This window comes from Streptomyces sp. NPDC048370, from assembly GCF_043200825.1.
Lineage (GTDB): Bacteria > Actinomycetota > Actinomycetes > Streptomycetales > Streptomycetaceae > Streptomyces.
Window position 1 is genome coordinate 563,558 of the sequence record NZ_JBICYI010000001.1, and the last position, 17,925, is coordinate 581,482.

At 70.7% G+C, this 17,925-nt stretch carries 13 protein-coding genes, 1 tRNA gene and 1 pseudogene; 5 read left to right on the forward strand and 10 right to left on the reverse strand.

From position 1 onward, the window contains the following. Positions 1-37: 37 nt before the first annotated feature. Positions 38-622 carry a TetR/AcrR family transcriptional regulator gene (locus tag ACGFYP_RS02395; protein WP_393485475.1) on the reverse strand — a complete coding sequence of 195 codons (585 nt, stop codon included), beginning with the start codon at positions 620-622 and terminating at the stop codon, positions 38-40. A 111-nt stretch (positions 623-733) separates the two neighbouring features. On the opposite strand from ACGFYP_RS02395, the gene ACGFYP_RS02400 reads away from it, so the two are divergent. After that, the gene (locus ACGFYP_RS02400) at positions 734-1,396 is read left to right on the forward strand and encodes a TetR/AcrR family transcriptional regulator (RefSeq protein WP_393485477.1); all 663 of its coding nucleotides are present in this window, start codon (positions 734-736) and stop codon (positions 1,394-1,396) included. A 252-nt stretch (positions 1,397-1,648) separates the two neighbouring features. Further along, positions 1,649-2,812 (forward strand): agmatine deiminase family protein, encoded by a 1,164-nt coding sequence (locus ACGFYP_RS02405; RefSeq protein WP_393485479.1) that lies wholly within the window; start codon positions 1,649-1,651, stop codon positions 2,810-2,812. 96 nt (positions 2,813-2,908) lie between these two features. Here ACGFYP_RS02405 and ACGFYP_RS02410 read toward each other — a convergent pair whose 3' ends face one another. The 3 genes from ACGFYP_RS02410 to ACGFYP_RS02420 form a co-directional block, all read right to left on the reverse strand. Continuing rightward, the gene (locus ACGFYP_RS02410; RefSeq protein ID WP_393485481.1) at positions 2,909-3,346 is read right to left on the reverse strand and encodes a hypothetical protein; all 438 of its coding nucleotides are present in this window, start codon (positions 3,344-3,346) and stop codon (positions 2,909-2,911) included. A 16-nt stretch (positions 3,347-3,362) separates the two neighbouring features. Then, positions 3,363-10,196: an RHS repeat-associated core domain-containing protein gene (locus ACGFYP_RS02415; RefSeq protein WP_393485483.1), complete on the reverse strand. Its 6,834-nt coding sequence runs from the start codon at positions 10,194-10,196 to the stop codon at positions 3,363-3,365. 112 nt (positions 10,197-10,308) lie between these two features. Then, positions 10,309-10,506, reverse strand: coding sequence for a hypothetical protein (locus ACGFYP_RS02420; RefSeq protein WP_393485485.1), 198 nt, complete (start codon positions 10,504-10,506; stop codon positions 10,309-10,311). Positions 10,507-10,732: 226 nt separating this feature from the next. Here ACGFYP_RS02420 and ACGFYP_RS02425 point away from each other — a divergent pair, with 226 nt between their 5' ends. Further along, on the forward strand, positions 10,733-14,305 hold the full coding sequence (locus ACGFYP_RS02425) for a DNRLRE domain-containing protein (protein ID WP_393485487.1): 3,573 nt from the start codon (positions 10,733-10,735) through the stop codon (positions 14,303-14,305). Positions 14,306-14,403: 98 nt separating this feature from the next. After that, complete coding sequence (locus tag ACGFYP_RS02430) at positions 14,404-14,742, forward strand: thioredoxin family protein (RefSeq protein ID WP_393485489.1); 339 nt, start codon at positions 14,404-14,406, stop codon at positions 14,740-14,742. A gap of 64 nt (positions 14,743-14,806) precedes the next feature. On the opposite strand, the gene ACGFYP_RS02435 is transcribed toward ACGFYP_RS02430, so the two are convergent. The 4 genes and pseudogenes from ACGFYP_RS02435 to ACGFYP_RS02450 all read right to left on the reverse strand — a co-directional run bounded on the left by ACGFYP_RS02435 (position 14,807) and on the right by ACGFYP_RS02450 (position 15,517). Continuing rightward, positions 14,807-14,938, reverse strand: coding sequence for a hypothetical protein (locus tag ACGFYP_RS02435; protein WP_393486047.1), 132 nt, complete (start codon positions 14,936-14,938; stop codon positions 14,807-14,809). Between the two features lie 88 nt (positions 14,939-15,026). Continuing rightward, positions 15,027-15,164: pseudogene (locus tag ACGFYP_RS02440) on the reverse strand (cytochrome P450); the annotation flags it as partial. Further along, a complete protein-coding gene (locus tag ACGFYP_RS02445; protein WP_393485491.1) occupies positions 15,143-15,304 on the reverse strand; it encodes a hypothetical protein in 162 nt (53 codons plus the stop codon). The pseudogene ACGFYP_RS02440 and the gene ACGFYP_RS02445, both read right to left, overlap by 22 nt. A 139-nt stretch (positions 15,305-15,443) precedes the next feature. Beyond that, positions 15,444-15,517, reverse strand: a tRNA-Pro gene (locus ACGFYP_RS02450). A 131-nt stretch (positions 15,518-15,648) separates the two neighbouring features. Here ACGFYP_RS02450 and ACGFYP_RS02455 point away from each other — a divergent pair. Then, positions 15,649-16,128 (forward strand): DUF309 domain-containing protein, encoded by a 480-nt coding sequence (locus tag ACGFYP_RS02455; RefSeq protein WP_361968581.1) that lies wholly within the window; start codon positions 15,649-15,651, stop codon positions 16,126-16,128. A 21-nt stretch (positions 16,129-16,149) separates the two neighbouring features. Here ACGFYP_RS02455 and ACGFYP_RS02460 read toward each other — a convergent pair whose 3' ends face one another. Both ACGFYP_RS02460 and ACGFYP_RS02465 read right to left on the reverse strand, forming a co-directional pair. Next, positions 16,150-17,445 (reverse strand): cytochrome P450, encoded by a 1,296-nt coding sequence (locus ACGFYP_RS02460; RefSeq protein WP_393485494.1) that lies wholly within the window; start codon positions 17,443-17,445, stop codon positions 16,150-16,152. A gap of 89 nt (positions 17,446-17,534) precedes the next feature. Further along, positions 17,535-17,921, reverse strand: coding sequence for a DUF488 domain-containing protein (locus tag ACGFYP_RS02465; protein WP_393485496.1), 387 nt, complete (start codon positions 17,919-17,921; stop codon positions 17,535-17,537). Positions 17,922-17,925: the final 4 nt, after the last annotated feature.

Consider the following 17,925-nt stretch of genomic DNA (forward strand, 5'->3'; position numbering starts at 1 on the left):
GCGGCTGAGGCCTCGGAAAGCTGCGAGCGCCGCCCGACTACGGCTGCCGCAGCCGGGTCAGCTCCACCTCGACGGCCTCCGACATGAGGGTGCGCGCATGCCCGACGGCGAGCCCCCCGCTGAGCCAGCGCATGCTGAGGCCCTCCAGCAGAGCCGTGAGCCGCTCGGCCGCCGCGGCGAGGGTGGCCGCCGGCGCAAGCGGCTGCACCTGCCCCAGGAGCGCGGCGACCTCCTGCACCCACACCAGGGTCGCCCTCGCGAGGTCCTCGCGCAGAACGGGGTCGAAGACGGCGCTGGCCCGCAGCTCACCCCAGGCCGTGCTGTTCTCCCGCACCTCCGGGGTGTCCTGGAGCTCCAGGAGCAGGACCTGGTCGAGCTCCTCGCGGGGGCTCAGCGGTTCCGTCTCCCCGTCCAGTGCCGCCGTGGTGTACCTCTCGGCGCGGTCGTTGATGAACTCCAGCGTGTGGCGCAGGATTCCGGTGCGGTCCTTGAAGTGGTAGTAGATCAGGCCGGTGGAGACCCCGGCCTCCTCCGCCAGTTCCTCCACGCGGAGGCCGCGGACCCCGCGCCGGGCGATGACCCGGGCGGCCGCTTCCAGGATCTGAGTACTGCGAGACGCCATGCCACGAACCCTATCCGCACCGGCGGGGTCCGCCACGACCTGGCTGCCCGTTGACTAAAGTTTCAGTCAACACCGAACCGAGCCGCACGAGGCAGCGTGACGGAGTACGGCATGACGGAGTGCAGGGTGAAGGAGTGCAGGGTGAAGGACCGGAAGACGGCGATCCTCGAGGCCGCCGCCCGGGTGATCGCACACCACGGGGTGCGCGGACTGCGGGTGGAGGAGCTTGCCGCCGAGGCGGGCGTCTCCAAAGCCCTCGTCTACTACCACTTCGGCGACCGCGCCGGCCTGCTCCGCCACACGCTGCGCTTCATCGGCGACCGCGCGGAGCGGTACACCGGAGGCGGCCCGCCGGGCCCACCCGGAACTCCCGGCCCGCCACGGGCGCCGAAGGACGCGGCCCTGGAGCTGGAGCGCAGGCTGCTGCTCGAACTGCGGGACACCCCGGAGGTGCGTGAGAACAGCACGGCGTGGGGCGAGCTCCGGGCCAGCGCCGTCTTCGAGCCGGAGCTGCGGGAGGAGCTGGCACGGGCGGGGCGGCAGTGGGTCCGGGAGATCGCGGACCTCCTCGGCCGGATCGATCCGTCGCCCCCCGACGCGGCCCTCGTCGGCGCGGCCGAGCGGCTCACCGTGCTCCTGGAGGGCCTGAGCACCCGGTGGCTCATCGGGGTGCTGCCCGTGGGCCACGCCTCGGAGCTGATGCGGGGCGCGATCGCGGCCGAGGTCGAGGCGCTGCGCCTGCGGGAGCCACGTCAGGCCTGCGCCGTCGCCTGAACCGGCGGACGCCGCACGACGCCCGACGCAGCGACACGGGACACGCCACACGCCACACCGACGGTTTGACTGAAAATCCAGTCAGTGCCAGAGTGGCGTCACGGCCATCCCCACTCACGCCACCGCCACCGCCGTCTCGCCACGGCAGCCGTTCGCGTGAAGCCAAGGCCCGCGATTCCGCCGCCGCGCCGCGTCACCGCGACCCACCGACCGCCGCCGGATAATCTCGCCAGCCCACGATCGGAGCACGTTGTGTCCCACCTCCTCCCCTCTCGCCGCAGCACCTTGCGCGCCTTCGCCGGCATCGGCGCCGCCCTCGGTCTCGGCGCCGCCGCCTGCGCCCCCGAGGAGTCCGTACGCGGAGGTACGACGACCGCCCCCGCTCGTACCCCGGCGGCCGGCGGGGATCGTCGCTTCGGCGCCGAGTGGGAGAGCCACACCCGTACGTTCATGTCCTGGCCCGCCCTCGCATCCGTCTGGGAGGACGACCTGCCCTACGTGCGGGAGGACATCGCCCGCATCGCACGGGCCGTCGGGGAGTACGAGGCGGTCGTGATGACGGCCCGCCCGGAACAGGTGGCGGCGGCCCAGCGGGCCTGCGGCAACCAGGTCGAGGTGATCCCGCTCGCCGTCGACGACCTGTGGGCCCGCGACACCGTTCCCGTCTTCGTCGAGGAGGGGGGTGAGGTCGTCGGGGTCGACTTCAACTTCAACGGCTGGGGCAACAAGCAGGAGCACACCAACGACGCCCAGGTCGGCCGCAAACTGCTCGCCAAGTACGGCATCCCCCGCGAGCAGGCGCCGCTCGTCGCCGAGGGAGGCTCCTTCGAGACCGACGGCGAGGGCACTCTCCTCATCACCGAGAGCTCGATCGTCAACGACAACCGCAACCGCGGGAAGAGCCGGGACCAGATCGAGGACGAGCTCATCGAGACCCTCGGCGTGGAGAAGGTGGTCTGGCTGGCGGGCGTCCGCGGCGAGGACATCACCGACGCGCACGTCGACAGTCTCGTACGCTTCACCGCGCCCGGTGTGGTCCTGCTCGACCAGGCGTTCCCCGGTACTCCCCCGGACTCCTGGTCCCGCTCGGCCGACCAGGCACGGTCGGTGCTCAGCAAGGCGACCGACGCGCGGGGCCGGCGCTTCGAGATCATCGACCTGCCGCAGCCCGACCTCGACAGGATCACCGGCGAGGGCGACGACTTCGTCTCCACGTACGCCAACTTCTACATCGCCAACGACTCCGTGTTCCTGCCCAGGTTCGGCGACCGGAAGGCCGACGCGCGGGCGAAGGCGATCCTTCAGGAGCACTACCCCGATCGGGACGTCGTGCAGGTGCAGATCGACACCATCGCCTCCGGCGGCGGCGGGATCCACTGCTCCACGCACGACCAGCCCGGCAAGCCCGCCGCCTGACCCTGTGAACAGCCGGAAGGGCCCGCACCTCCCACGAGGTGCGGGCCCTTCTTCCGTTCCCGCTGTGCGCGGCCGGGGCGCAAGCCACGGGCTTCTCTACGAAGACGTCCAGTCGGCCGGGACCGGCAGGCCCCAGTTCTCGCAGGCGCGGACCATGACCGCGCGGACCTCCGGCCCCGCGTGGGCGTAGGAGAGCGGGCCGTCCTCGCCGATCAGGTAGTCGCCGGTCAGACCGCCGAGGAACTCGCGGATGACCGGCTCGGGTGAGGCGGCGACCCGCTCCAGGAAGGAGAAGGAGCGCCCCAGCACCTCCGACCGCTCGGGGCCCGGCTCCGCCGCGAGCGCCGGCAGCAGCACGTCGTTGAACAGGTCCCAGAGCCGGCCGTACACGTCCGTCCTGACCGTGTCCCCGTCCTCCGGGTCGCCGGTCAGCTCGACGGCCGCGCGGACCTTCTCCGCGACCGGCTCACGCATCTCGGGGAAGACGTCCAGCAGCTCCCCGAGAAACGTGCGCGATGCGATCGGTTCCGTCACCACGTGCTCGATTCCCTTACGCGATACAGGCGGCCGGGTTGGCACACGGATCGGCGTTGGCCGCGTCCTCCACCCCGAACGGGTCGACCATATCCTCGAAGGTCTCCTTCAGGCCGTCCTTCACTCCGTGTTCCTTGATGTTCCCGGCCGCCCCGCCCACGCCGGTCAGCGCGCCGCCGGCGATGCCGAACGACTTCATGAAGCCGCCCAGTCTGCTCGGGTTGCCCGTGGCCCTCGGCTTCGGGTTGGGAGACCGGTCCTTGGGATGGACCTCGAACTTCTGGCCGGTGATGTCCGACATGGCCTCGGCGCTCACGGCGGTCTTGCGGCTGGCGATGAGGTTCTTCTCGATCGCCGGGTTCGCCTTCACGTGCGCCGTCATCCTGCCGTCGATGTCCCTGAGGTTCATGGCGTGCCAGAGTTCCTTCGACTCGGCCCTGGCGAGCTTGAGCTCGGAGTCCGTGAGGACGCCCTTGCCGCCGTCCATCCGCGCCTTGCGGTCCTCCTCCAGGAGGTTGGACAGACGCGTCATCAGGTCGGGGACCTTCGGGACGTGCCAGCTGCCGTTGACGGGCTTGCCGTAGTTCAGCTCGTGGATGAACGCCGTGCCGGCCTTGCCGTCACCGGTGACCTTCGCCCCGGGCCTGACATTGCGGAGGTAGATGGCGTTCAGGATGTCCTGGAACTTCGTGTGCTTCACCACCGGAGGCTTGGCGACCGGCTTCTTCAGACCCGGGTTGGCGTGCAGGCCGATGCCGGTGAGCTGCATGAACATCTTCTTGATGCTCGTGAAGATGCCGAAGAAGAACAGACCGGTCGGGTCGCTGTTGGTGATGGGGCTGTTGTTGCTGTACGCGTACCCGTTCATCTGGAGCGGGTCGGACAGGTCCACCACGGGGTCCGCGGAGATGAAGCGGCCGGTGGACGCGTCGTACTCGCGCGCCCCGATGTGGGTGAGGCCGCTCGGGTCGTCGATGCCGACGCCCAGGTACGACCGCCTGTCGACCCAGGCCGGCTTCGGTCCGCGCACCTCCCCGTAGGGCTTGAAGGCCCTGCGGGTGATGGGCTGGTTGGTGGTCTGCTCGACCGCCGTGGTGGCGGTGCCGAGGTGGTCGGAGAGCAGGACGGTGAGCTTGTGGCCGGTGGTGGCGCCGTTCACCGTGGACCGGACGACCGTGGGCGCGCCCTGCTGGGCGTAGCCCCGCGTCGCGCGGGTGATCTTCCCGGCGGCGGTGGTCAGTTCGGTGCCGTCCAGGTTCAGGACGCTCCCGGAGGGGGTGTTCTCCAGGATGCGGTTGCCGTCGGCGTCGTAGACGTACTTCGTCGTGACGCCGTTCTCGGTGAGCGTCGCGAGCTTGTTCTCGCGCGTCCACGTCAGGTCCTGCGTGGTGGTGGCGAGGTCCCGCTTGGTGGTGTTGCCGTGGGCGTCGTTGACGTACGAGCTGCCGCCGCCGGCCGGGGCCGTCGAGACCCAGGACAGGGTGTGGGGCTGAGCGGTGTACGACGGGGTGGTGCCGTTGCCCGTGACGGTCTTGCCGTACCCGTAGGTGAACGTCACGTCCTTGGTGGCGTCCTTGGTGTTGTGCTCCACCAGCGAGGCGCGGTTGCCGAGCAGGTCGAACCGGAACGACTGCCAGTAGGAGGTGGTGCCGGTGTCGAGGGTCCCGGTGGCCGGGGCTCCGGCGGCCAGCGAGGCCGTCAGCACGCTGTCCGGGCTCTCGCCGTCGGTCACCTGGTCGGGGGCCTCGGCCACCGGACCGGTGGAGGGCCAGCCGTCCGTGCGCGGTCCCCAGGCGGCGCCGTTCGCCGCCTTGCAGCCCGTGCCGTCGCCCTGCGGGGTGATGTTGGACGTCCAGGCCTGGGTGAGCTCGCCCATGGCGTCATAGGTGAAGCACTGGGTGTCCCTCGTCGTGACCGTGCCGTCGGTCAGCTTGCGGGCGTAGCCGGTGATGTGGCCGGCGATGTCGTACGCGTAGGTGCTGTCGGAGATCCGGTGGGAGTTCGCGGTCTCGCGGTCGGCGACCGTGCGCTGGACGCGTCCGGTGTGCTGGTCGATGAAGTTGGTCGTCCACACGCGGTAGGGCTGCGGCCCGGTGACCGTGCGCAGCGGCTCCCCGTACGGCGAGTAGGTGATGTCCGAGGTGTACCAGGTGTGCCCGGAGGTGGTCTCGGCGAGGCCGTCGCTGTTGTAGCGGGTGATGACCTTCTCGGTGGAGAGGCCGCCCGCGGCCGGCAGGGTCACCGACAGCGGCTTGCCCGTCGGGGTGTAGCTGTAGGCGTAGCCGTACGTGCCCGAGACGCCGGTGGTCATGGCGTTGGCGGGAATCACGACCTGGCGGCCGGTGGGCCGGTAGCGCGCGTCGAATCCGGTGACGCGGGTGATGTAGTCGCCGCTCGCGTCATGACGGATCGAGGAGGTCCGCTGGCCGATGCCGCCGGTGACGTCGTCGTACGTGTACTCCCTGACGGGCGCCGAGCTCGTCGTGCCCTCGCGGACCGCGACGACGCGGCCCAGCTGGTCGTACGAGGTGTGGATCGCGCCCCGGAGGTCGGTGGCGCTGGTCTGGCGATCCGCGCTGTCGTAGCCGTAGGCGATGTCCCCGGTGTCCGGGTCCTTGGCGGAGACGGTCCGTCCGCGGGCGTCATGGGTGTAGGTCCAGACGTTGCCCGCCGGGTCGGTGACCTTCTCGCGGTTGCCGCGGGCGTCGTAGCTGTAGCGGGTGTCGCGCCAGCGGCTGCTGGCGTTGTTCGTGTAGTGCTGGATCAGGGTGATCCGGCCGCGGGCGTCGGTCCAGGTGTTGGTGGCCGGCACGGCTCCGCCGGAGGGGCGGCTGTAGGTGTTGGTGTCGCCGTAGGTGGTCGTCGACCAGAACGCGGTGTCACCGCTGTGGTAGGTCGTCGCCCGGACCGGGCGCTCCAGACCGTCGTAGCGGGTGCGGACCAGGCTGGGGACGAGCGCGTCGGAGACCCGCTTGAACTGGGCGGCCTCCGGCTCTCCCTTCGCGACGTACGCACCGGTCTGCTCGCCGACCAGGCCGTGGTCGTTGTAGCGGGTGTCGACGATGATCCGGCCGGGGCCGTGGGCCTCGCGCTGGGTCTGTACGGCGCGCATCAGGCCGTCGTAGACGGTGACCTGCTTGGCGTAGGTGCCGTCGTCCTTGAGGCTCTGGGCGATCACGGCCGTCGGCCTGGTCACCGTCGGGGTGGACTCGGCCATCTGGTAGCCGAGGATGACGTCGGGCGTCTGGGTGCCCGAGGAACGGCCCGTCGACCAGCCCTTGACGAGCCGCCCGAAGGCGTCGTACTCGCTCCGGACGACCTTGCCGTTGGGGTCGGTGACGGTGAGTTCCGAGCCGCGGCCCGGGTCGAAGGTGCGGACGGTCGCGTGCCCCTTGGGGTTGATGACCTTGACGCTCGTGACCGCACCGCCCGTGTCGCCGGGGGTGTACTGGGTCTCGGTGGTGCCCACCACGGGCTCGGTCACCTTGCGGGTCCGGCCCAGCGGGTCGTACGTCTTCGTGGTGACGACGGAGTGCGAGGTGCCGGCGCCGTCGATCTCGGCGCTCGAGGTGACAAGGCCCTTGACCGGCGGGGCTCCCCACGCCTGGTCGTCGTACGACATCCGGACCGAGCTGATCAGCTGCGTCGCCGGGTCGGCGGACGCCTGGTTCGCGCACGAGGTCGCCGTCTTACGGGTCGCCGTCGGCGCGCCGATGATGTGGGCCGTGGTGTTCTGGGCCAGCGTGGTCGTGGTGCAGTTGTAGTCGCTGAGCGTCTCACCCGTGCCGTTCGGCTTCACGACGGCCGTCTGCATCTGGACGGGGATGCCCGAGTCGGGGTCCACCTCCGTCTCCGTGCGGACCGCCTGCCAGCTCGTGCCGACGGTCTGGATCGCGTCCGAACGCTTCACTCCGGCGCGGTACGCCTTGAGCGGCGGCAGGCCGCCGTCGCGGGTCCGCGACGCGGTCTCCTTGGACCAGGGGAACGTCAGGGTGCGCTTGACGACGCGGCCGCCGGATCCGTCGTACGCGATCGTCTCGGCGGGCATGCCGGCGTACTGGGCGGCGTCGTCCGCCGCGAGGGTGACGGCGCCGGTGGAGTCCTTGACCGCGCCGCCCGCACCGCGGAAGTAGCGCACGACGGAGCGGGACTGGGTCTGCGGGCTGCCCGTGGAGGGGGTGTTCTTGCTGCCCTTGACCGTGGAGACCTGCCGGTAGCCGCGCCATTCGCTGTAGGTGCGCAGGGCGGGCTTGGTGAACTCGTCGTCGCTCTTGGTCCAGGCCGCGTCGCTGTAGTCGTAGCGGTGGGTGATCCGGTCGGAGACACCGGTGATGCGGTCGGTCTCGGTCACCGTGTGCACGACGTACTTGTTGAACCAGGCGAGGGCCGGCTTCTCCACCTCGCCGTCGGGGGACCAGCGCATCGGGAAGCAGGTGCCGTGGTTGTCCTCGGGTGCGACGGTGGGCTGGACCTTGCAGCCGCCCTTGTACGTGACCTCGATGTCACCGCCGTGCTCGGTGGAGACGGCGCCGATGCGCGGGCGGGTGAAGCCGGGGCGCGCGTCGGTGCTGCTGCGGGGGACGAGGTTGGGGAGCTGCTTGTCCTTCAGGTAGCCGGTCAGCGGGTGGGCGGTGCCGGTGCCGACGACGTACGGCTTGAAGGAGACACCGGCCTTCGTCAGCAGGGTGCCGCTGGTGTCGCCGGGCTTGAAGCCGTAGCGGGTCACCGAGTTCAGCCACAGGCCGGGCGCGGTGTCGTACCAGTCCCGGGGGAACGAGTGGTTGAGCAGGAAGGTGTCCACCTTGGCCAGGCCCGTGGTGCCGGGGCGGTGGGCGTAGGTGGTGATGCCGCCGAGCCGCAGCCGGTTCCAGAAGGAGGGGAAGCCCGGGCACAGCTTGGAGCCGGACTTGCAGTTGAGGTTGCCGGGGCTGTCCCACCAGGGGCGGTAGGAGGCGGGGTTCTTGGTGTCGTCGAACTTCTCGGAGGCGCAGACCGTGTCGTCCTGCACGCACCGCTGCCACAGCAGGAAGTCGATCTTGGCTGCCGGCTCCGCGCCGAGCGCGCCCGCGCGCAGGCCGTACTCGATGGAGTCCGGGAGGCCGCCGCGGTCGTACTTCTCCGGGGTCTTGAACTTCTTGTTGACGGCGTAGTAGTTCGTCGACTTGTGCCAGTTGACGATCATCACGTTGCCGTGGACGTCGATCACCTTGTCCAGGCCCCAGTGCCAGGCCTGCTGCTTGGTGGCGTCGTCGTTGCAGCGGGAGGCCGCGAAGGTCTCGGCGTGGCACGGCTCACCGGGGTGGTTGCCGAAGACGGGCACCGTGAAGACCGACTGGGTGTCGGCGTGACCCTCACCGATCTTGTTCAGGCCGTAGAAGTACTGGGTGCCGTCGGTCGCGGTGACGACCCAGTACTCGCCGTTGTTGTCACCGTTGGTGCCGCCGGTCTTCAGCTCGACGCGGGTGCCGTCGTCGTGCTGCGGGCGGTAGATGTTGCTGGTGCCTTCTCGGACCAGTTCGAGCGTCCGGCCCTGGTGGGACATGACGGCGTTGTACGAGACCCAGCACAGGTCGGAGGTCTTGGCCTTCTTCGCCGTGTTGTTCGGCTCGCCGGTCGAGGTCGCCTCGCGGTCGTCCTTGCAGGTGCGGTAGCGGCGCTCGATGTGGCCGGGGTCGTAGTCCCAGCCCTCGCCGAGCCAGGAGGCCTGCGGGGAGGAGGTGGCGGTCCTGCCGTCCACCGCCTGGGAGTTGTAGTCGAAGGAGATCTCCGGCGAAGGGCCGGCGGGCGCCGACGGCACCTCGACGGGGTACGACCAGGTGAACGCGCCGGAGGAGGTCCCGGCCTCCCACTTGCCGTTGGAGATCAGGGGGGTGGCCCGGAAGGAGCCACCCTCGCCCATGCCGGAGTCGACGGCGCCGACGACGGCCCTGTCACCGCTGTCGGCGACCTGCCGGACGTCGGCGGAGCGGACGTAGGAGGCCTGGAAGATGCCGGACGGCGGGGTCGTGGTGCGCGGGGCGACGGCCGGGGTGACGGTGCCGTCGGCGGCCGTGTCGACCGTCGCCGTGATGGTCCTGGTCTTCGTGTCGTTGACCGTCTCCAGCTCGTCGTAGGTACGGCACTCCTCGAGGTCCGGGGTGGTCAGGTAGCACTCCGGGAACTGGACGAACGTGAGCCGGGAGGCCCAGTCGGCGCCGTAGAGGTTCTGGTACGCCTTGTAGTCGAGCTGTACGGAGACGGGGACGGAACCGGTGGAGGGCGCGGTCACGGTGACGACCGCGCCGTCGACGCTGTCGGCCTCCGGCGCGGTGCGCGGGTAGACGCCGACCTGCCAGGTGCCGGTGGGCGTCGCCGCGCCGGGTGCCTGGCCGAGCTTCACGGGCAGCGTGCCGACCGGCTCGAGCTCGGCCGGGACGGCGTTGGTGGCCGCAGTCGTGGCCCCGGCCGTCGTGGCCGTGGCCATGGTGGAGCGGCCGGTGGTGAACGCGGCCTGCCGCACGGCGGTGTTCCCGGAGGTGGCGGAGGCCTGCTGGGGGGCGGGGGCGCCGAAGGTCACGGCGGCCGTGCCGCCGGCCGGCGGGGTCGCGGTGCCCGCCGGAGCCTCGTCCTGGTCGGCCGGAGGCTGGGCCGCGATCGTGTCGAGGCCGGCGTTACGGGTCGCCCCGTCCACCGGCTTCTCCTCGGGGAGGTTCTCCAGGACGAGTTCCTCGCGGGGCACTTCGTCCTTGGCCGGATCGGGCGGCAGGGCGGCGGCCTGCGTCGGGAGGAGCGTGAGCAGCAGAGCGGCACCGACGGCCGGAACCACTGCGGTACGCAGGCGCTTTCGGCGCGCGGACAAGAAGGCAGGCACGGGTGGGGTCCCCCCGGACGACATGAAGCGGCGCCTGGGCGGACCGCAGGTGAGGCCAGTGAACGCGGCAATTCTGTGTGTGAGTTGCGCGTAAAGACCAGGTGGAAAGTGATCAGGTGGCGATGATCACATCCATACATCGGTGGAATGCGACACGGTTTGTCTCGAATCCCTCCAGGAACCCTTCAATCACCGTGCCGACCAGGAAAAGCGCTGTTGCCTGCCAAATGGGATGAACTATTGTCAACTGCTGCAATTCCACGCGCTTTTCATCCCGAAAGCAGGCAGGAACATCCCATTCGTCTGCCACCGAATGCTCCCCTGGCGCGGCGGAACGACCGGGCCTGCCTTAAGAAAGGCGTCCGGCTCGGCGTGGAGAATTCGTGGCCGCCACGTGACGGCTGATCCCCCGTAAGCCATGATCTGCAGGCATCCGTTACGCCGAGGCGTGTACCGCCGCGCCCGCGTGACCAGCCACAGGAGCCCGGTCGGCCGTCTGCCGTAAGCCGGTTCTCGAGGGGGAAGGAACCTCGCTCATGACGAGCAGATGGCGCCGCATGCCCGGGCGTCGACCGGTCGCGGCCGTGGCGGCCGCCGTCGTCGTGGCCTCCGGCCTCACGTACGTCGGTCTCGCCGGCGGTCCCGAGGACCGCCAGGACGCCGCCGGGCCGCGCACCAGGAACAGCGCTCCCCTGAGCGAGTCCGATGCCGGCGCGCTGGCCCGCAAGACCGGCAAGGCCGTGGAAGCCACCGCGATGCGCACGGCGTACTCGACCACGTGGGCCCGGCCGGACGGCCTGATGCAGCGGCGGATCCACGCCAGCCCGATCCGCGCCAAGGTCGACGGGGTCTGGAAGGCCATCGACACCGATCTGAAGCGGGTCGACGGCGGCTGGGCGACCAAGGCCACCAACGTGGGTGTCCTCTTCTCGGCCGGCTCGAAGGGCAAGGGCGCACCGGAGAAGGGCGCGCAGGGCACGGGCGCTCAGGGGACGGACGCGCAGGACAAGGGGGACGGTCGCGCGTCACGGGCCGGTGCGCAGCGCGTCTCGCTGCTGCCGGGAACGGCGGTGGCCGGCGCCCCCATGGCGACCACGGCCACGGGCAACGTCCTCGCCACCCTCACCGTCAACGGTCACGACATCGTGCTGACCTGGCCCGACGCCGTGCCCACCCCGATCATCGACGGCTCCAGGGCGCTCTATCCGGAGATCCTGCCCGGCGCCGATCTCGTCCTCACCGCCGACGACGCGGGCTTCGCCCAGCTCCTGGTGGTGAAGAACCGTCAGGCCGCGGCCGACCCGCGCGTCGCCCGACTCGCGTACGGACTCTCCTCCCCGGACCTCAGCTTCAAGCTGGACCCGACCACGGGCGTCGTCTCCGCCACCGACATCGGTGGCCAGGACATCGCCGAGTCCCCCACGCCGCTGATGTGGGACAGCTCGGGCACCCCCACCTCCACCGACGGCGGGGGCGGCACCAGCGCCTCCCCCACCGCCCCCGAGGTGATCCCCTCCGAGTCGCCCGTTCCGTCCGGTGAGCCCGAGGAGACGCCGACCGCCTCGGCCGAGCCGACGGACGGCATGAACGACGGCGACCAGGGCGACACGTTCAACGAGGTGCTGCCGGAGGCGACCGACGAGGCCGCCGACCCCTCCGTGATCGGTGAGATCGAGGGTTCCGCGCCGCCCGTGCCCGCGGAGCCGACCCCCGAGCCGTCGCAGACCGGTGCGGCGGCGACGCTGTCGCTGCCCGGAGTGAACGGCCCCCAGCCCGACTCCAAGGGCACCCTGGTCGGGACGGACCTGGAGGGCTCGGACTGGGTGATGACCCCGGACCAGGACTTCTTGAACGACCCCGGCACCGTGTACCCGGTCTTCGTCGACCCCTCGGTCAAGAAGCACACGAACGACTGGACGACGGCCTACAGCCGCCACCCGAACGCGAGCTTCTACAACGGCAAGAACTTCAACAAGGGCGGCACGCACGAGGCCCGCGTCGGCTACGAGTCCGACACCTGGGGCACCTCACGGTCGTTCTTCAGCATCGACTGGGACCCCGACCTGAAGGGTTCCACGGTGCACAGCGCGAAGCTGCGCGCCCTGGAGACGTACTCGTGGTCGTGCAGCGCGCGCAGCATGACCGTGCACCTGACCGGCACGATCAGTTCGAAGACGAACTGGAAGAACGCGCCGTCCATGAACAGCGGCAACAAGATCGGCGGCGGCAGCTTCGCGCACGGCTGGAAGTCCTCCTCCTGCCCCGACGAATGGGTCGCGTTCGACGTCAAGTCCTCGGCGAAGAAGGCCGTCGACGGCGGCTGGAAGACGATGACCATCGGGTTCAAGGCCTCCGACGAGGGGTCTCAGTACTCCTGGAAGAAGTTCCAGGCGAACGGCGGTCAGGACCCGTTCGTCGACCTGTCGTACAACCGTCCGCCGACGACCCCGACCAGCCTGGTCCTCGACCCGAACGACGTGCGCTGCGACACCACGTCCCCGTACCTCAACGTGGGCGCTTCCTCGATCACCCTCTGGGCGAACAGCACCGACAAGGACAGCAACCTCCAGTCGGTCCACTTCGAGCTGTGGCCGACCGGCGGCAGCACCACCAACCTGCTCGGCAGCAAGGGCAAGGTGTCCGTCGGCAGCCAGACCGGCTCGGCGAAGGTCCACACGGACCCCTTCTCCACCAGCGGGCTGAAGAACGGGACCACGTACTCGTGGCGGGCCAAGGCCGTCGACAAGTTCGGCGCGACCTCGTCGTACTCGCCCGGCAAGACGCCGTGCCGCTTCGTCTTCGACAACTCGAAGCCGTCGTCGCCGACCGCGTCCTCTGCGCAGTTCCCGGACGCCGACGCCAAGGACAACGGCTTCGAGAACGACTCCGAGGACTCCAAGTGGAGCACGGTGAAGTTCGGCACGGCCGGCTCCTTCACCTTCAAGGCGGCCCAGACGGACGTGGTGAAGTTCGAGTACGGCTTCAACCAGGCGGCGTACCCGTTCTCGGTGAACCGGACGAACGGCGCGCCCGTCACCACGACGACCACCGTGAACAACGTGAAGCCTCCGCTCGCGGGGCCGAACGTGCTGTACGTCCGGGCGGTCGACGACGCGGGCAACCCGTCGCAGCCGACGAAGTACCTCTTCTACGTGACCCCTCGGGACCAGGCGGACCACCCCGGTGACTTCACCGGTGACAAGCTGCCCGACCTGATGGTCGTGGACGGCAACGGCAACCTGCGGCTCTACCCGTCGGAGGCCACCACCGACCTGGTGAAGGGCACGGGCGACCTGGACTACTCGATGTCGGGCTCCTACCGCGGCAACCCCGCCAAGGACCCGAACGGAGACGACGGCCTCCCGCAGTACGTCTCGGCGCCGTCCGGCTACTGGAAGAACACCCTGATCACCCACCTCGGCGACATCTACGGCGGGGACGGTCTCCAGGACCTCGTCGCACGCCGTGAGGGCAAGCTGTGGGTGTACCCGGGCGACGGGTACGGCGGGGTGAACATCGACAAGCGGCAGGAGATCCTGCTGCCGTCGAACGCGCCGGCGCCGGACACCATCACCCAGATCGTCTCCGCGGGAGACGCCACGGGCGACGGGAAGACGGACTTCTTCCTGAAGGTCGGGGACGCGCTGTGGGCCCTCGTCGGCTACAACGGCGCGAGCATCGAGACGGCCGTCCAGCTGTCCAGTTCGCCCTGGCTGGAACGCGACATCGTCACCGTCCAGGACATCACGGGCGACGGCGTGACCGACCTGATCTACCGCACCGACGTCTCGGCCCGCCTGCTGCTCCGCACCGGCAAGAAGGACGCCGACGGCAGCGGGGTGGACCTCACGTCCCTGGCGTCCGCCGCCAACTCCGCGACCGGGGCGGACGCCCAGTACGGCGCCTCGGGCTGGGGCCGCAGCAACATCCGCCTGTTCTACGGCACCCCGGACGCCAACGGCGACGGCATCCCCGACATCTGGACCCTGCGGGTGGACGGAGCGGTGCGCTTCTACGCCGGCAGCCGAGGGGAGATGGCGGGCAGCGGCGTCGAGATCATCGGCAACAGCGACGGCGTGGGCTGGAAGAACAAGCTGGCCATCGGGTGACGTAACACCCCTCTCCACCCCAGCGGGGCCCGGCCGATTCGGCCGGGCCCCGCTGGATGATGGGGGTGGAAAGACGGAACGCGAGGTAAGGAGCTTCCATGGCGAAGCGAATTCACCAACCCCGTGAGGACGCGGAGTTCGATTTCATCCTCGGGATGAGCGGAGTCCCGGTCCTCGCCTACTTCATCGGGACATGGCCCAAGGCAATCGAGCCCTGCCGGGCGATGGACCTCGTCGTGAACGGCATCGCCGACGAGTACACGGGCCGCCTGACGACGGTCCGCACCGACATCACGCGCTGTCCGGCCGCAACCGAGCGATACGGAATCACCGGAGCCCCGTCCTACGTCCTACTGAAGGAGCGAGAGCCGGTGGCACACGCCACGGGCCCCATGACCATCGCCGAGGTACGAAATTTCCTGGACGACCACCTCTGAACGGCCGCCGCGGCACTGCGGCCACGACCTCCGTCACGACGCTCGCGAGACGGCACGCGTCTGCTCAACCTCGGCCGTGCAGCCGTACCGGTATCTCCCGCCAGCCGAGGGCGACGAAGGAGGCCACCTGGTGCAGCTCGTCCGGGTCGGTCGCGAGGCTCATGTCGGGGAAACGCTCGAACAGGGCGGGGAGCACGGTCCGGGCCTCCATCCGCGCCGGGCGGAGCACCGATGCAGCGGTGGACGCCGATCCCGAACGCCATATGGTCCTCGCCCTCGCGGGCCGCGTCGAACACGTGCGCGTCCTGGCCATGGCGGTCGGGGTCCCACCCGGCGGCGCCGTACGTCGTGATGATGGCGTCGCCGGCCGGGACGGTGACGCCGCCGACCTCCAGATCCTTCACCGCGAACCGCAGCGGCACCGCGGCCAGGGGCTCCGGCGTGCCCCCACGACGGCGTTCATGAGGCGGCGGACCGCATCCACCAACTCGTCCGGAACGCCCACCAATTCGCAGATCACCCGCAGCGGCAGCGGATACGCGAGCCCCTCGATCAGGTCCACCACCACCACCTCGCGGGCCGCGAGCCGACCGAGCAGCGCGCCGGAGACCGCCTCGACCTTGGAGCGCAGCTCCCCGGAAACGACTCAGAGGCCGTTCCAGATTGCTCTGAAACGGCCTCTGAGCTGCGACTCTTTCGAGTCGGGACGACAGGATTTGAACCTGCGACCCCTTGACCCCCAGTCAAGTGCGCTACCAAGCTGCGCCACGTCCCGATGCCCGTTCCCCCGGTTTGTCCCCGGCGGCTGCGTGCAAGAGAACATTACCTCACTCCGTGCGCCCCCGGGACGCACCCCCGGACACGTGGCGGGAGGCATCCGCGCAGGCCGGACGGGTCGGAGGGAGAATGGGAGGCGTGGACAGGATGCCGAGGGACCGGGACGCCGAGGGGCGGGCGCGTAGTGAGCGGCCCCGGGACGGGTTGGGGCGGCCGTTGCCGTACGGCGCCGAGGGTGTGCCGAGACAGCCCGAGGGAGTCGTACGGGCGCCCGCCGAGACCGTGCGGGAGGCGCAGCGGCTGCTCGACGCGGGAATGCCGTTCCACGCGCACGAGGTCCTCGAGGACGCGTGGAAGAGCGGCCCCGCCGGGGAACGGGACCTGTGGCAAGGGCTCGCCCAGCTGGCCGTGGGGCTCACGCACGCCGCCCGGGGCAACGCGGCGGGCGGCGCACGGCTGCTGCTGCGCGGCGCCGCCCGGATCTCCGGGCAGAGCGATCCGTACGGGATCGACATCGACGGACTCGTCCGGTGGGCGCGCGCGTTGGCGGACCGTGCGGACGAGGTGACGGACGCCGCCGCCGAGGCGCCACGCCTGCTCGGGGAGTGACACGGCGCCCCTGACGGCGGGTCACCAGGTGAGCGGTAGCTCCAGGGGCGAGCGGTGGATCAGGGTCGGCCGCATCACGACCTCCCGGTCCTCGGCGAGCCGCAGCCCGGGGAAGCGGCTCGTGAGCAGCTCCAGGGTGAGCCGGAGTTGGGTGCGGGCGAGCTGGGAGCCCGGGCAGCCGTGGGCGCCGTGGCCGAAGCCGACGTGGCGGGTGGGGCTCGCGGGCCGGGTGATGTCGAATGTGTCGGCATCCCGGTGGCGTGCCTCGTCGCGGTTGGCGGAGCCGTAGGCGACGAAGACGGTGGCGCCGGCGGGCAGTTCGGTGCCCGCGAGCACGACCGGCCGGGTGACCGTACGGCGGAATCCCTGGACGGCGGTGTCGTAGCGGATCGCTTCCTCCACCGCCCCGGGTATGAGGTCGGGCCGGGCGCAGAGCAGCTCCCACTGGTCGCGGTGGCGGAGGAGGTGGAGCACCGTGGTGCCGATGAGGGCGGTGGTGGTGAGGTGCCCGGCGATGAGGAAGTTCTGCAGGTTGGCGACGAGTTCTGCGCGTTGGTCGAGGGTGAGCTCGCGGGGGCTGGGCCGCGCCGGGTCCGCGGCTGAGGCCGGGGCCGGGGCTGGGGCTGGGGCTGCTGCCGTGTCTGCGGTCAGGGCCTCGACCATCAGGGAGCAGAGGTCGTCGCGAGGGTGGGCGTGGCGGGCGCGGGCGTAGCCGTCAAGGAGGTGGTGGAGGGCGACCACGTCCTCGGCTGCGGCGAGTTGTTCGTCCTCCGCCATGGGGCGGAAGAGGAGTTGCTCCGCGCGGTGGCCGCCGTGCACGGCGGCGGGCACGTCCTCGGGCGACAAGCCCAGGAGCCGGCCGATGACGGCTCCTGGCAGCCGGCCCGCGTAGGACGTCATCAGTTCGGTGTGACCGTCGGCTGCGAAGCCGTCGACGAGGGCGGTCGCGATCTCGGTGGCGTACGGCGTGAGGGCCGCGACCCGCGCGGCGGAGAGGCCCCGGTTGATCGGGGCGCGGTGGCGCCGGTGGGCGGCGCCGTCGGTGGAGACGACGGTCGGGCGCGCGGCGAAACCCCGGGCGAGGACGCCGAAGGCGGCGGGCACCGGCAGGACGTCGGGCCGCAGGGAGTGGGCGGAGGAGAAGTCCTCGGGCCGCAGCAGCACCTCGCGGACGTCGGCGTCGCGGCCGACCAGCCAGGCGTCGAGCTCGGGGACGAAGGTCAGACCGTCGGTCTGTCGCGCACGGGCGTAGAGGGGGTACGGGTCGCGCTGCAACGCGTCGAGCAGCTCGTGGGGTGCGTACGTCGTCGGGTCCACGCGGCGCCTCCGGTACGGGAAGGTGCGGAACGCGGGCGGCCGCAGGGTGCCTGCCCTCCCCCATCGTGACCGGCGCCGCGTGCGCCTGGCTACGGCCCGGTGGCGGTCAGCGCGCGCTCCAGGACGGACGTGTGGCTGACGGACGGGTCCTTGGCAGCGGTGAGGAGGGTGACGCGGCCGCTCGCGGCGAGGCTCCGCAGCCGGTCGAGGGCCTCGGCGGCGGCGGGTTCGGCGAGCTCTTCCTCGTACCGTCGGCAGAACTCCTCGTACGCGCCCTCGCCCTCCGAACCGTGGTACCAGCGGCGCAGTTCGGTGGAGGGGGTCAGAGCCTTGGGCCATTCGTCGACGCGGGCGTCGATCTTGGCGAGGCCGCGCGGCCAGAGGCGGTCGACGAGGACGCGGACGCCGTCGTCGGGGGCCGGGGGTTCGTAGATCCGTCGGACGCGTACATCGGGCGAGGCGGCGCGGGAAGGCATGGGT